Annotated in this window: 12 protein-coding genes; 10 read left to right on the forward strand and 2 right to left on the reverse strand. The window is 67.5% G+C overall.

The features are described from left to right. The first annotated feature begins 44 nt into the window (after positions 1–44). The 9 genes from OL599_RS04180 to OL599_RS04220 all read left to right on the forward strand — a co-directional run bounded on the left by OL599_RS04180 (position 45) and on the right by OL599_RS04220 (position 11,458). Positions 45–1,628, forward strand: coding sequence for an ABC transporter substrate-binding protein (locus OL599_RS04180; RefSeq protein WP_264712382.1), 1,584 nt, complete (start codon positions 45–47; stop codon positions 1,626–1,628). Between the two features lie 341 nt (positions 1,629–1,969). After that, a complete protein-coding gene (locus tag OL599_RS04185; protein ID WP_264712383.1) occupies positions 1,970–3,565 on the forward strand; it encodes an ABC transporter substrate-binding protein in 1,596 nt (531 codons plus the stop codon). Between the two features lie 86 nt (positions 3,566–3,651). Beyond that, on the forward strand, positions 3,652–4,593 hold the full coding sequence (locus tag OL599_RS04190) for an ABC transporter permease (RefSeq protein ID WP_264712384.1): 942 nt from the start codon (positions 3,652–3,654) through the stop codon (positions 4,591–4,593). Positions 4,594–4,607: 14 nt separating this feature from the next. Further along, complete coding sequence (locus tag OL599_RS04195; protein ID WP_264712385.1) at positions 4,608–5,516, forward strand: ABC transporter permease; 909 nt, start codon at positions 4,608–4,610, stop codon at positions 5,514–5,516. A gap of 5 nt (positions 5,517–5,521) precedes the next feature. Next, positions 5,522–6,511, forward strand: coding sequence for an ABC transporter ATP-binding protein (locus OL599_RS04200; RefSeq protein WP_264712386.1), 990 nt, complete (start codon positions 5,522–5,524; stop codon positions 6,509–6,511). Between the two features lie 14 nt (positions 6,512–6,525). Beyond that, positions 6,526–7,536 carry an ABC transporter ATP-binding protein gene (locus OL599_RS04205; protein WP_264712387.1) on the forward strand — a complete coding sequence of 337 codons (1,011 nt, stop codon included), beginning with the start codon at positions 6,526–6,528 and terminating at the stop codon, positions 7,534–7,536. 156 nt (positions 7,537–7,692) lie between these two features. Next, on the forward strand, positions 7,693–8,187 hold the full coding sequence (locus OL599_RS04210; RefSeq protein ID WP_264712389.1) for a (2Fe-2S)-binding protein: 495 nt from the start codon (positions 7,693–7,695) through the stop codon (positions 8,185–8,187). 70 nt (positions 8,188–8,257) lie between these two features. Then, positions 8,258–10,639 carry a xanthine dehydrogenase family protein molybdopterin-binding subunit gene (locus OL599_RS04215; RefSeq protein WP_264712390.1) on the forward strand — a complete coding sequence of 794 codons (2,382 nt, stop codon included), beginning with the start codon at positions 8,258–8,260 and terminating at the stop codon, positions 10,637–10,639. A gap of 27 nt (positions 10,640–10,666) precedes the next feature. Continuing rightward, a complete protein-coding gene (locus tag OL599_RS04220) occupies positions 10,667–11,458 on the forward strand; it encodes an FAD binding domain-containing protein (RefSeq protein ID WP_264712391.1) in 792 nt (263 codons plus the stop codon). Positions 11,459–11,545: 87 nt separating this feature from the next. Here OL599_RS04220 and OL599_RS04225 read toward each other — a convergent pair whose 3' ends face one another. Together OL599_RS04225 and OL599_RS04230 are read right to left on the reverse strand one after the other, a co-directional pair. Continuing rightward, positions 11,546–12,559: a zinc-dependent alcohol dehydrogenase family protein gene (locus tag OL599_RS04225; protein ID WP_264712392.1), complete on the reverse strand. Its 1,014-nt coding sequence runs from the start codon at positions 12,557–12,559 to the stop codon at positions 11,546–11,548. 30 nt (positions 12,560–12,589) lie between these two features. After that, entirely contained in the window at positions 12,590–12,916 is a 327-nt protein-coding gene (locus OL599_RS04230; protein WP_264712393.1) for an NIPSNAP family protein, read from the reverse strand. A gap of 102 nt (positions 12,917–13,018) precedes the next feature. On the opposite strand from OL599_RS04230, the gene OL599_RS04235 reads away from it, so the two are divergent. After that, on the forward strand, positions 13,019–14,275 hold the full coding sequence (locus OL599_RS04235) for an NAD(P)/FAD-dependent oxidoreductase (RefSeq protein WP_264712394.1): 1,257 nt from the start codon (positions 13,019–13,021) through the stop codon (positions 14,273–14,275). The last annotated feature ends 2 nt before the right edge of the window (positions 14,276–14,277 follow it).

The following is a 14,277-nucleotide window of genomic DNA, read 5'->3' on the forward strand; positions in this document are numbered from 1 at the left end:
TGGTGATTTTCGGAAACGTACGGAACGCATAAGGGAGACGACCGATGAAACGCCGTGCCTTCATTGCCACATCGGCAGCGGCGCTGGCCCTGCCGTCGGTCGTGCGTGCGCAGAAGCAGAGCACGCTGAAATTCATCCCCCAGATCGATCTCTCATTCCTCGATCCGCACTGGACCACCGCCTATGTGACCCGCAACCACGGCTACCTGGTGTTCGACACGCTGTATGGCCAGGACGGCAGCTTCAAGGTGTCGCCGCAGATGGTCGAGGGCCATGCCGTCGAGGACGACGGCAAGCTGTGGAAGCTGAAGCTGCGCGACGGGTTGCTGTGGCATGACGGCGAGCGGGTGCTGGCGCGCGATTGCGTCGCCAGCATCAAGCGCTGGGCGAGGCGCGACGCATTCGGCGACACGCTGATGGCGACCACCGATGAACTGTCGGCACCCGACGACAAGACCATCCAGTTCCGCCTGAAGCAGCCGTTCCCGCTGCTGCCGATGGCGCTGGGCAAGTCGCCGAGCCCGATGTGCGCGATGATGCCGGAGCGGCTGGCCAATACCGATCCGTTCAAGCAGATTACCGAGATCGTCGGCAGCGGCCCGTTCCGCTACGTGATGTCCGAGCGCGTGCAGGGCTCGCGCAACGTCTATGAGCGGTTCGACAAGTACAAGCCGCGCGAAGGCGGCACGCCGGACTGGACCGCCGGGCCGAAGATCGTGCATTTCGACCGGGTGGAATGGACCACCATTCCCGATGCCGCGACCGCTGCGGCGGCGCTGCAGAACGGCGAGCAGGACTGGTGGGAATACCTCACGCACGACCTGATGCCGCTGATGCGCAAGAACCCGAAGATCAAGGTGGGCGTTCAGGATCCCACCGGCGGCGTGGAGATGATGCGCACCAACTGTCTGCAGCCGCCGTTCAACAACCCGGCGATCCGCCGCGCGCTGCTGTGGGCGTTCGACCAGGCGGAGTTCATGCAGGCGATCGTCGGCGACGATCCGGAGATGTACTACACGCCGCTCGGCAGCTTCACGCCGCACACGCCGATGGCCAGCGATGTCGGGCTGGAGCCAATGCAGGGCAAGCGCGACTATGCCAAGGTCAGGCAGATGCTCAAGGAAGCCGGGTATGCCGGCGAGAAGGTCGTGCTGATGGTGCCCAGCGACTACCCGACACTGAAGGCGCTGGGCGACGTGGCGGCCGACACCATGCGGCGGGTCGGCATGAACGTCGATTACGTCGTCACCGACTGGGGTTCCATGTTGCAACGCCGCAACAAGAAGGACCCGGTGGAGCAGGGCGGCTGGAGCGCCTTCGTCACCGGCTGGGCCGGCACGGACCACCTCAACCCGTCCGGGCATATCGCGCTGCGCGGCAACGGCGATGCCCCGTCCGCCTGGCCGGGCTGGTGCGTCAGCCCGAAGCTGGAGGCGTTGCGCAATGCCTGGTTCGCGGCGCCCGACCTGGCCGCCCAGCAGAAGGTCTGCCAGGAGATGCAGCGCCAGGCGATGATCGACGTGCCCTACATGCCGCTGGGCCAGTATATCCAGCCGACCGCGTACCGCGCCGATCTCAACGGCGTGCTGAACGGCTTCGCGACGTTCTGGAACCTCCGCCGGACGTGACCGCCGGCGGCCGCGACAGGCGGGTTGCGATGTTCCGCCGAGAAGTGACATAAGCGTGATACAGCTCCGGGGCCTATGGCGCCAACTCCGGGGCGGCAACAGCCGGCGCCAGGGGGAGGCTGGTCCCGTGTCCGGATCGGGCGGGGATCGCGCAGGGGGCATCGGGAACCGGCGGGCCGCTTTGCGCCGGCGGCCGGTCAGTGCGTGCCTGACCCTACGGGACGGGCCCGGCCGGGCGGCGTTGGCGATCGCCAGTGTCGCATGGTTGGGCCAGGGTAGACGGGTGCGGTTCCATGAACCGGGCCCGGCGGGCCGGACAACAATGGGGGATGCGCACGCCAATGAAGCGTCGGGAACTTCTGAAGACGGCCGCGACCGGAGTGGTGGCGGCGGGCAGCCTGGCGGCACCGCGGATTGCGGCGGCGCAAGGCATGCGCACGCTGCGGTTCGTGCCGCAGGCCAATCTGTCGAGCATGGATGCGGTCGCCGGCACGCAATACGTCGTGCGCAACGCGGCGATGCTGGTGTGGGAAACGCTGTACGGCGTCGATTCCCGGCTCGATCCCAAGCCGCAGATGTGCGAAGGCCACGAGGCGTCGGAGGATTTCAGGACCTGGACGTTCAAGCTGCGCCCCGGGTTGAAGTTCCATGACGGCGAGACCGTCACCACCCGGGACGTGGTCGCCAGCCTGCAGCGCTGGATGGTGCGCGACACCATGGGCCAGGCGATCAAGGGGCGCCTGGACGCGCTTGAGGCGCTGGACGACCGCACATTCCGCTTCCGCCTGAACAAGCCGTTCCCGAAGATGCTGTTCGCGCTTGGCAAGAGCAACGCGCCGGTGGCGCTGATCATGCCGGAACGGATTGCCAGGACCGATCCGTTCAAGCTCATCACGGAATATACCGGCTCCGGCCCCATGCGGTTCAACACGGCGGAATGGGTGCCGGGCTCGAAGGCGGTGTTCGAGAAGTTCGCCGATTATCCCGTCCGTCCCGAAGCCGGCGACTGGCTGTCCGGCGGCAAGCGGATGCTGTTCGACCGGATCGAATGGCAGATCCCGTCCGATGCCGCCACCGCCGCCGCGGCGCTGCAGAACGGCGAGGTCGACTGGGTGGAGACGCCGCTGCCCGACCTGGTGCCGCTGCTGAAGCGCAACCGCAACCTGGCCGTCGACATCGCCGATCCGCTCGGCAATATCGGCTCGCTGCGCTTCAACCATTTGCAGCCGCCATTCAATGATGTAAGGGCACGGCGCGCGGTGATGATGGCGCTGAGCCAGCAGGACTACATGCAGGCCGTGGTGGGCGACAATTCCGATTTGTGGAAGCCGCTGCCGAGCTTCTTTACGCCGGGCACGGCGTTCTATACGGAGGAGGGCGGCGACATCCTGAAGGGGCCGCGCGATGTCGAAGCCGCGAAGAAGCTGCTCGGCGAGGCGGGGCTGCTGGGCGCGAAGGTCACGCTGGTGGTCGCCATGGACGTGGCCATCACCAAGGCCGAGGGCGAAGTCACCGGCGACCTGCTGAAGAAGCTCGGCTTCGACGTGGATTTCGTCGCGACCGACTGGGGCACGGTGGGCGCCCGCCGCACCAAGAAGGACCCACCGAGCCAGGGCGGGTGGAACATCTTCCACACCTGGCACGCCGGTGCGGACTGCATCAATCCGGCGCCCTACACGGCGCTGGATGCCGGCGGCGACAAGGCCTGGTTCGGCTGGCCGAAATCGGACGAAGTTCAGGCCGGCATCGCCGCGTGGTACGACGCGCCCGACGCCGCGGCGGAGAAGAAGGCGATGGCGGCGATCAACAAGGCGAGCTTCGACAATGTCACCTACGGGCCGACCGGCTTCTTCCTGATGTACCAGGCGTGGCGGACCAACGTTTCCGGCGTGGTGAAAGCGCCGTTCCCGGTGTTCTGGGGCGTGCAGAAAACCTGAGCCGGTTCTATTGTTGTTGAGACTTTCCGCTCCGGCGGCCCCAGGAAGGCCGCCGGGCGGAGCGAGAAGAAGGAATACCCTGGCGCATGTTCGCCTACGCCATCCGGCGCATCCTGGCCACGATCCCTGTCATGGCGATCGTGGCATTGTTCGTGTTCAGCCTGCTGTACCTTGCCCCAGGCGACCCGGCGGCCATCATCGCCGGCGACCAGGCGACACCGGCGGACGTGGACCGCATCCGCATCTCGCTGGGCCTTGACCGGCCGTTCCTGATTCGCTTCGGCGAATGGGCGTGGCAGGTGCTGAACGGCGACCTCGGTGTGTCGATCTTCACCAACCTGCCGGTCACCCACATGATCTCCCAGCGCATCGAGCCGACGCTGTCGCTGATGTCGCTGACCCTGATCTTCTCGATCAGCTTCGCCATTCCGATGGGCGTGCTTGCCGCGTGGAAGCAGGGCGCCTGGATCGACCGGGTGGTCATGGTGGTCGCGGTGCTCGGCTTTTCCGTGCCCGTGTTCGTGGTCGGCTACATTCTCGCCTACGCCTTCGCGCTGCAGCTCGACTGGTTCCCGGTGCAGGGCTACACGCCGATCAGCGTGGGCATCCTTCCCTGGTTCCAGAACCTCGCGCTCCCGTCGCTGGCGCTCGGCCTCGCCTTCATCGCGCTGCTGGCGCGCATCACCCGCGCGACCATGCTGGAGGTGTTGAGCCAGGACTATGTGCGCACCGCCAAGGCCAAGGGCGTGGACCAGCGCGCCATCCTGTTCGTGCATGCCCTGAAGAACGCCGCCGTGCCCATCGTCACGATCATCGGCATCGGCTTCGCCGGGCTGATCGGCGGCGCCGTCGTCACCGAGAGCGTGTTCGCCATCCCCGGCGTCGGGCGCCTCGTCGTCGACGCGATCCTGCGCCGCGACTATCCGGTGATCCAGGGCGTCGTGCTGATGTTCAGCTTCGTCTACGTGCTGGTGAACCTGGCTGTCGACCTTCTCTACACCCTGTTTGACCCGAGGATCCGCTATTGACCTCCTCCACCCTCATGGCTTCGGGGCTGTCCGTCGGCGACGTCGCGGCGGCACCGGCGCTGCCCGATGTGCTGGCGCCGCGCAAGCAGCGCAGCCGCATCGGCATGTTCATGTACCGGCACCCCACGATCTTCGTGGGCGGGCTGCTGGTGGCGCTCATCGTCGCGATCGCGCTGCTGGCGCCGCTGCTGTTCACGACCGACCCCACTGCGCTGGCGCCGGCACGCCGCACCCGCGCGCCATCGGCGCAATACTGGTTCGGCACCGACATGCTCGGGCGCGACGTGTATTCGCGGGTGTTGTACGGCTCGCGCATATCGTTGATCGTGGGATTCTCGGTCGCATTGCTGGCGTCGGTCGTCGGGCTGACGATCGGGCTGCTGGCAGGCTTCATCCGCATCCTCGACACCGTCGTCATGCGGGTGATGGACGGGCTGCAGTCCATTCCCGGCATCCTGCTCGCCATCGCGCTGATGGCACTCACGCGCGCGAGCGTCGAGAACGTGATCGTCGCCATTGCGGTCACCCAGGTGCCGCCTGTCTCTCGCCTGGTGCGCAGCGTGGTGCTGTCGTTGCGCGAGCAGCCCTATGTCGAGGCGGCGGTCGCCGCCGGCACGCGCACGCCGATCATCATTCTGAAGCACATCCTGCCGAACACGCTGGCACCCGTCACGGTGCAGGCGACCTTCATCTGCGCGTCGGCGATGATTACGGAGGCGACACTGTCCTTCATTGGTGCCGGAACGCCGCCGATCATCCCGAGCTGGGGAAACATCATGGCCGAGGGCCGCGCCTTGTGGCAGGTGAAGCCGTATATCGTGTTCTTCCCTGCGATTTTCCTGTCCATCACCGTGCTTGCCGTGAACCTGCTGGGCGACGGCCTGCGTGACGCGCTTGACCCGCGTCTGGCCAAGAGGATCTGACCGGGATGGCGCTGCTAGAAGTCGAGAACCTGCAGACGCATTTCGCCACGCTCGACGGCGTGGTGCGGGCGGTGGAGGGACTGTCCTTCAAGATCGATGCCGGCGAGACCGTCGCCATCGTGGGCGAGAGCGGCTGCGGCAAGTCCGTCACCTCGATGTCGATCCTGCGGCTGATCCAGGAGCCGCCGGGCAAGATCGCCGGGAAGATCAATTTCCGCGGCCGCAACCTGCTGGACCTGCCGGACGTGGAGATGCGCAAGATCCGCGGCAAGGACATCAGCATGATCTTCCAGGAACCGATGACCAGCCTGAACCCGGTGCTGACCGTGGGGCGGCAGATCGGCGAGACCGTGCGCCTGCATGAGGGCCTGACGGCGCAGGAGGCGGAGAAGCGCGGCATCGAGATGCTGGGGCTGGTGGGCATCCCCGCGCCCGAGCGGCGGGTGAAGGAATATCCGCACCAGCTCTCCGGCGGCATGCGCCAGCGCGTGATGATCGCCATGGCGCTGGCCTGCAACCCGAAGCTGCTGATCGCCGACGAGCCGACGACGGCGCTGGACGTGACCATCCAGGCGCAGATCCTCGACCTCATGCGCGACCTCAAGACACGCGTGGGGGCGGCGATCATGCTGATCACGCACGACCTCGGCGTGGTCGCGGAAATGGCCGAGCGGGTGGTGGTGATGTACGCCGGCCGCAAGGTCGAGGAAGCGACCGCCGTCCAGATCTTCGGTAATCCGCAGCACCCGTATACGCGCGGCCTGCTGGGCGCGGTGCCGAAGCTCGGCTCGTCGCTGCAGGGGCATGGGCGCACCAAGCTGACCGAGATCCAGGGGCAGGTGCCCAGCCTGCGCCAGCGGATCGTCGGCTGCGCCTTCGCCAGCCGCTGCCCGATTGTCACCGACGTTTGCCGCCAGGTGGCGCCGGCCGTGGAGGCCAAGACACCGGGCCATTACGTCGCCTGCCACTACGCCGAACGCGCGGTGGCGGCATGAACCCGAAGGCCCCCATGAACGCGTCCCGCCCGCTGCTGGAAGTGAACGGGCTCAAGAAGCATTTCCCGCTGAAGTCCGGCCTGTTCGGCGGCAAGAAAGGCTATGTCTATGCCGTGGACGGCGTGACGTTCGCGATCGACAAGGGCGAGACCCTGTCGCTGGTGGGCGAAAGCGGCTGCGGCAAGTCCACTGTCGGCAAGGCCATCCTGCGCCTGATCGAACCGACCGCCGGCGAAGTGTTCCTGGCCGGGGAACGCATCGACAACATCCCCATAAGCCAGTTGCGGCCGATGCGCCGGCGTATCCAGGTGGTGTTCCAGGACCCGTTCAGCAGCCTCAACCCGCGCCAGCGGGTGCGCGACATCATCGCCGAGCCGATCGTGAATTTCGGCCTGGCCGCCAATGGCTCGGAACTCGACGACCGGGTCGCGGAGCTGATGGACAAGGTGCAGCTGCCGCGCGACGCCATGAAGCGCTTCCCGCACGAATTCTCCGGCGGCCAGCGCCAGCGTGTCGGCATCGCCCGTGCGTTGGCGCCCGGGTCGGACATCATCATCTGCGACGAGGCCGTGTCGGCGCTGGACGTGTCGGTGAAGGCGCAGATCGTCAACCTGCTGTCCGACCTGCAGGACGAGCTGGGGTTGTCGCTGCTGTTCATCAGCCACGACCTCGCCATCGTCGAGCACCTGACGCACCGGGTGGCGGTGATGTACCTGGGCAAGATCGTGGAGCTGGCCGACCGGCGCACGCTGTTTGCCACGCCGCACCATCCCTACACCAAGGCGCTGCTGTCCGCGGTGCCGGTGCCGGACCCCACGGCCAAGCGCCAGCGCATCATCCTGCACGGCGACGTGCCCAGCCCGATCAATCCGCCTTCGGGCTGCCGGTTCCACACGCGCTGCCCGTTCGTGTTCGACCGCTGCCGCAGCGAGGAGCCGCAATTGCGGCGCGTCGCCGGCGGACAGATGTCGGCGTGCCATCTGGACGAGGTGCCCGATGTCGCCGTTATTCCCAAAGCCGCATAGCGAGTCGATAATTGTCAAGCCGTTCCGCTTGACCATACCCGGTGTGGATGACAACACTCCGTCAGCGCGCGTGCGGACGGTTTCCGACCCACTGGATGGCCCGGCGGACGGCCTCACGGACTGCGAAGTGTGAACAGGATCAGAGGGGAGTAAACGATGCCGCAAGTGACCCTGACGGTGAACGGCAAGAGTGCATCGGTCGAGGTTGAGGCACGCACGCTTCTGGTCGAACTGCTGCGTGAGAAGCTCGGCCTGACCGGCACCCATGTCGGTTGCGACACCAGCCAGTGCGGCGCCTGCGTGGTGCACGTGGACGGCACGTCGGTGAAGGCGTGCACGATGCTGGCGGTGCAGGCCGATGGCGCCAGCGTCACCACCATCGAGGGGCTGGCCAAGGCCGACGGCACGCTGCACCCGATGCAGGAGATGTTCCGCGAGCATCATGCGCTGCAGTGCGGCTTCTGCACGCCGGGCATGGTGATGAGCGCGATCGACCTGGTGCAGAGCCATCCGGAGGGGCTGACGGAAGCGCAGATCCGGCACGGCCTGGAGGGCAATCTGTGCCGCTGCACCGGCTATCACAACATCGTAAAGGCCATCGCTGCGGCATGGCCGATCATGCATGGCAAGGTGCCGGCGGCCGCGGAGTAGGCGGCGCAAGAAACGTCCAGGGCGCGCCACCGGATTTCCGGCAGAAGCGCGAACGACATAGGGGGGCAATATGACCGCAGCTTTCGAGGGCATCGGCGCTTCGGTCCGCCGCAAGGAGGATCTTCGGTTCATCAGCGGCCGCGGCCACTACACCGACGACATCAACCGGCCCGGCCAGCTGCACGCCTATATCAGGCGCAGCGACCGGCCGCATGCGAAGATCGTTTCGATCGACACCACGGCTGCGGCCGCAGCGCCGGGCGTGGCGGCGGTGTTCACCGGGGCGGACCTCGCGGGCATCGGCGGGCTGCCTTGCGGCTGGCAGATCCACAACAAGGACGGCAGCCCGATGGCCGAGCCGAAGCACCCGGTGCTCGCCGAGGGCAAGGTGCGGCATGTCGGCGACCCGATTGCTGTGGTGATCGCCGAGACGAAGCAACAGGCCAAGGACGCGGCCGAGCTGCTGGACATCGTGCTGGAGGACCTGCCCTCGATCGCGTCGGTCACTGCTGCGGCGGCGCCGGGCGCCCCGCGCGTGCATGACGATGTCGCCGGCAATGTCTGCTACGACTGGCATATCGGCGACAAGGCTGCGGTCGATGCGGCGTTCGCGCGCGCGGCCAAGGTGGTTTCGCTCGACCTCACCAACAACCGCCTGATCCCCAACGCGATGGAGCCGCGCGCGGCGGTGGGCGACTTCGACCCGACCACCGATGACTACACGTTGTACACGACCAGCCAGAACCCGCACGTGATCCGCCTGCTGATGGGCGCCTTCGTGCTCGGCCTGCCAGAGCACAAGCTGCGGGTGGTGGCGCCGGATGTGGGCGGCGGCTTCGGCAGCAAGATCTACCACTATGCGGAGGAGGCGATCGTCACCTGGGCGGCCGGCCGGCTGAAGCGCCCGGTGAAGTGGACCGCCGAGCGCACCGAAAGCTTCATGTCGGACGCGCATGGCCGCGACCATGTCTCCACCGCCGAGATGGCGCTGGACGCCGAGGGCCACTTCCTGGCGCTGCGGGTGAAGACGCTGTGCAACATGGGCGGCTACCTCTCCACATTCGCGCCGGCGGTGCCGACCTATCTGTACGCCACGCTGCTGGCGGGCGTGTACAAGACGCCGGCGATCTACGCCGAGGTGAAGGCGATGTTCACCAACACCGTGCCGGTGGACGCGTATCGCGGCGCCGGCCGGCCGGAAGCGGCCTTCCTGATCGAGCGCCTGGTGGACACGATCTGCCACGACACCGGGCATGACCGTGTCGACATCCGCCGCAAGAACTTCATCCCGGTGGACGCCTTCCCGTACCAGACGCCGGTGGCGCTGCAGTATGACAGCGGCGACTACTTCACCACGCTGGACGCGGCGCTGAAGGCCGCCGACTGGGCCGGCTTCCCGGCGCGCCGGGCAGCGGCCAAGGCGAACGGCAAGCTGCGCGGCATCGGCATCTCCACCTATTTGGAAGCCTGCGGCATCGCGCCGTCCAAGGTGGTGGGGTCGCTGGGCGCCCGCGCCGGCCTTTACGAAGTCGCGAATGTCCGCGTGCATCCCACCGGCAGCGTCTCGGTGTTCACCGGCACGCACAGCCACGGCCAGGGCCACGAGACGACGTTTGCGCAGCTTGTCAGCGACCAGCTCGGCGTGCCGCTGAGCCAGGTGGATGTCGTGCATGGCGACACCGCGAAGATCCCCTTCGGCATGGGCACCTATGGCAGCCGCAGCCTCGCCGTCGGCGGCAGCGCCATGGTGAAGGCGATGGACAAGATCATCGCCAAGGGCAAGAAGATCGCGGCCCATCTGATGGAAGCCTCGGCCGACGACATCGAGTTCAAGGACGGCAAGTTCAGCGTCGCCGGCACGGACAAGGTGAAGACGCTGGGCGAGATCGCGCTGACCGCCTATGTGCCGCACAACTATCCGATCGAGACGCTGGAGCCGGGGCTGGACGAAACCGCGTTCTACGATCCCATGAACTTCACCTTCCCCGGCGGCTGCCATGTCTGCGAGGTCGAGATCGACCAGGACACCGGTGTGACCAGCGTCGTGAACTTCGTGGCGGTGGACGATGTGGGCCGGGTGATCAACCCGATGATCGTCGAGGGCCAGGTGCAGGGCGGCGTCGCCCAGGGCATCGGCCAGGCGCTGCTGGAGAGTGCCGTCTATGACGAGGCCGGGCAGCTTCTGTCCGGGTCGTTCATGGACTACACCATGCCGCGCGCCGACGACCTTCCCAACATCACCGTCGGCACCGAGAGCACGCTGTGCACGCACAATCCGCTCGGCGCCAAGGGATGCGGCGAGGTGGGCGCCATCGGCTCGCCGCCCGCGGTGATGAACGCGGTGGTGGATGCGCTGAAGGATCTCGGCGTGCGCCACGTGGACATGCCCGCCAGCCCGCAGAAGATCTGGGCGATCATCCATTCCAACCGCCCGCGCATGGCGGCCGAGTAAGCCAAAGCTGGCAGAGAGGACCTCAAGATGTACGATTTCGCCTATCAGAAACCCGCCAGCCTCGCGGACGCGGTGAAGGCCCTGGGCGCCGAGGATGCCAAGGCGCTGGCCGGTGGCCAGACCCTCATCCCCGTGCTGAAGCAGCGGCTCAACAAGCCGTCGGTGGTGGTGGACCTGTCCAGGCTCGGCCTGTCCGGCATCAGCCTGACGGGCGAGACCGTGACCATTGGCGCCATGACCACGCATGCGACGGTGGCCAACTCGGCCGACGTGAAGCGCGCCATTCCCGCGCTTGCCCATCTCGCCTCGTTGATCGGCGACGAGCAGGTGCGCCATCGCGGCACCATCGGCGGTAGCCTGGCCAACAACGATCCGTCGGCCGACTATCCGGCGGCGGTGCTGGCGCTGGGTGCGACCATTAAGACCGATCGCCGCACCATCGCTGCCGACGACTACTTCCAGGGCATGTTCGCCACGGCCCTGGAGCCGAACGAGGTCATCACGTCCGTGACCTTCCCGATCCCCGCGAAGGCGGCCTACATGAAGTTCAACAACCCGGCGTCACGCTACGCGATGGTCGGCGTGTTCGTGGCCAAGGGGCCGCAGGGCGTGCGGGTGGCGATCACCGGCGCCGGGCAGGGCGGCGTGTTCCGCCACGCGGCGTACGAAGCAGCACTTGCGGCCAACTGGTCGGCCGACGCGCTGAACGGCATCACCACCCCGACGGACGGGTTGAACAGCGACATCCACGCCAGCGCCGAATATCGGGCACATCTGATCGGCGTGATGGCGAAGCGGGCGACCGCAGCGGCCGGCTGAGTTTGCTTCCCGGCTGGATCGGCGGCTTTCGATCGATATCGTCGGAAGATGCTGATCCGGCCGGGGAAGGCGGTCGCGGCTTGCGTGTCAGCCGTGGCGGATGACGATCTTCCCGAAATGCGCGGCTGACTCCATCAGCCGGAACGCGGCCTTCGCGTCGTCGAAAGCGAACACCCGGTCGATGACGGGACGCAGCATGTGCAGGGCGATGGCGCGGTTCATCGCCTCGAACATCTCGCGTGACCCCACATAGATTCCCTGCACGTTGATCAAGCGGCGCATGATCGGCGTGGGATTCATCTCCGCCTGCCCGGTGAGCACGCCGATGAGGCTGACCTTGCCGCCGAGGCGCACCGCCTGCAGCGAGCGCGCGAAGGTGCCGGCGCCGCCGACTTCCACCACATGGTCTGCGCCGCGCCCTTCGGTGGCGGCAAGCACGGCTTCCTGCCACTCCGGCACGGCGCGGTAGTTGATGCCCTCGCTGGCGCCCATGGCGCGGGCACGGGCGAGCTTCTCGTCCGATGACGACGTGGCGATGACGCGGGCGCCCATGGCGAGCGCGAACTGCAACGCGAAGATCGATACGCCGCCGGTGCCCTGGATGAGCACGGTGTCGCCGGCGGTGATGCGGGCGTGCTCCACCAGGGCGTGCCAGGCCGTCACGGCGGCGCAGGGCAGGGTGGCCGCTTCCTCGAAGCTCAGATGGGCGGGGATGCGCACCAGCCCGTCCTGATTCAGCACGACATGGTCCGCCATCATGCCGTCGATGGCGCCGCCCAGGGCCGAGGCGGAAGCTTCCGGTGTGATGGCGCCGCCGATCCAGCGCTGCATGAAGATGCCGGCCACGCGGTCGCCGGGCTGCACGCGCGTGACCCCGTCGCCCACGGCTTCCACCTCGCCCGCGCCGTCGGATAGCGGCACCAGATTCGTCCGCAGCCCACCGCGGCCATACGCGCCCCGCACCACCATCAGGTCGCGAAAATTCAGGCTGGTGGCGCGCACCCGCACCAGCACCTGATACGGCCCGGGCGTGGGCGTCGGCTCCTCGCACAGGGTGAGCGAGTCGATGCCGGCGGCTTGCGGCAGGCGATAGACCTTCATGGCGCTCCCCCGTGCGGCGGCAGGCCGTTTCTATTGGACGGAGGAGAATGAAGTGGGCAGCAGGAACTGGTTGCTCACATTGGCGTTGATCGCGCCGTCCTTCTCGCTCTCCGCGCGCACCTTCTGCCATTCCGGGTCGGTCATGAACGCGCCCCATTTCTGCTCGCGCTCGGCCATCGACTGCCAGGCGATCATGTAGGTGAGGTCGGAGGAGGATTCGCCCACGACGGTCGTCCAGAAGCCGGCCTGGCGGATGCCCAGGCGCTCCCAGATCTTCAGCGTGTGGTTCTGGAAGCGCGCCAGCAGCGCCGGCATCTTGCCGGGATTGGTGCGATAGATGCGCAGCTCGTAGATCATTGCGGTCCCCCCGAAAAGCGGGCTGTGTCGCGCCCGTGAATTGCCTATCGTGCGCTGAGACCGCGCCGGCGAGAAGCCCCGCTTCAAGGAAAGAACGGACGCATGCATGTCGTCGTCATCGGGGCCGGGATCGTCGGCGCCGCCACCGCCGTGGAGCTGCTGCGCGACGGCCATCGCGTCACCATCGTCGAGCCCGGCGATCCCGGCGGCGAGCAGGCGGCGAGCTACGGCAACGGCTGCTGGCTGAGCCCGAGTTCGGTGTTGCCAGTGTCGGCACCCGGGCTATGGAAGAAGCTGCCGCGCTGGCTGGCCGACCCACTGGGGCCGCTCGCGGTGCGCTGGTCGTACCTGCCGAAGGCGGCACCCTGGCTGCTGCGCTTCCTGGGCGCCGGCTCCAGCATGGCGAAGGTGCGCAAGCTGGCGACGGCCCTGCAGCCGCTGGTGCATCGCGCGCCGGACCTGCACAAGCAGCTCGCCGAGGAAGCCGGGGTGGGCGAGCTGATCCACAAGACCGGCCTGCTCTACATCTTCCCCACGCGCGCCGACTATGAGGCCCAGGCCGAGTCCTGGCAGGTACGCCGCGACAACGGCATACGCTGGATCGAGCTGAACCAGGACGAACTGCGCCAGCGCGAGCCGTCGCTGGACCGGCGCTACACCTTCGGCCTGTTCATCGAGGAAGGCGGCCACTGCACCGATCCCGGCGGCTACGTTGCCGCCCTGGTCCGGCACGCCCAGGCGCAGGGGGCCGATCTGATCCGGGCGAAGGCGCTGGGCTTCGACATCGCCGGCGGCCGTCTGCGCGCGGTGCGCAGCAGCGCCGGCGCCATCGCCTGCGACAAGGCGGTGATCGCGGCCGGTGCCTGGTCGCGGGACCTGGCGCGGCAGGTCGGCGATCGCGTGCAACTGGAAACCGAGCGCGGCTACCACGCGATGATCACCAATCCCGAGAGCTTTCCGCGCTACCCGATCATGCCCAGCGACGGGATGATGGCCAACACCATGACGGTGCATGGCCTGCGCGTGGCCGGACAGGTGGAGATCGCCGGACTGGACGCAGTGCCGAACTGGAAGCGGGCGGAGATCCTGCGCGACTACGCCCTGCGCACCTATCCCGGCCTGCCGCGCAACCTGCCGCCGGAGCGGGTCAAGGTATGGATGGGCCACCGGCCGTCCACGCCCGACAGCCTGCCCTGCATCGGCGCCGCGTCCGGCTGCGCAGACGTGGTGCATTGCTATGGGCACGGCCATATCGGGCTTGCCGCGGGCGCGTTGTCCGGGCGGCTCGCGGCCGACCTGGTGGGCTGCAGGACGCCGGTGATCGACCCTGCGCCGTACAACCCCGCGCGCTTCAACTAGAA

The organism is Limobrevibacterium gyesilva (assembly GCF_025989185.1).
Classification (GTDB): Bacteria; Pseudomonadota; Alphaproteobacteria; order Acetobacterales; family Acetobacteraceae; genus Limobrevibacterium; species Limobrevibacterium gyesilva.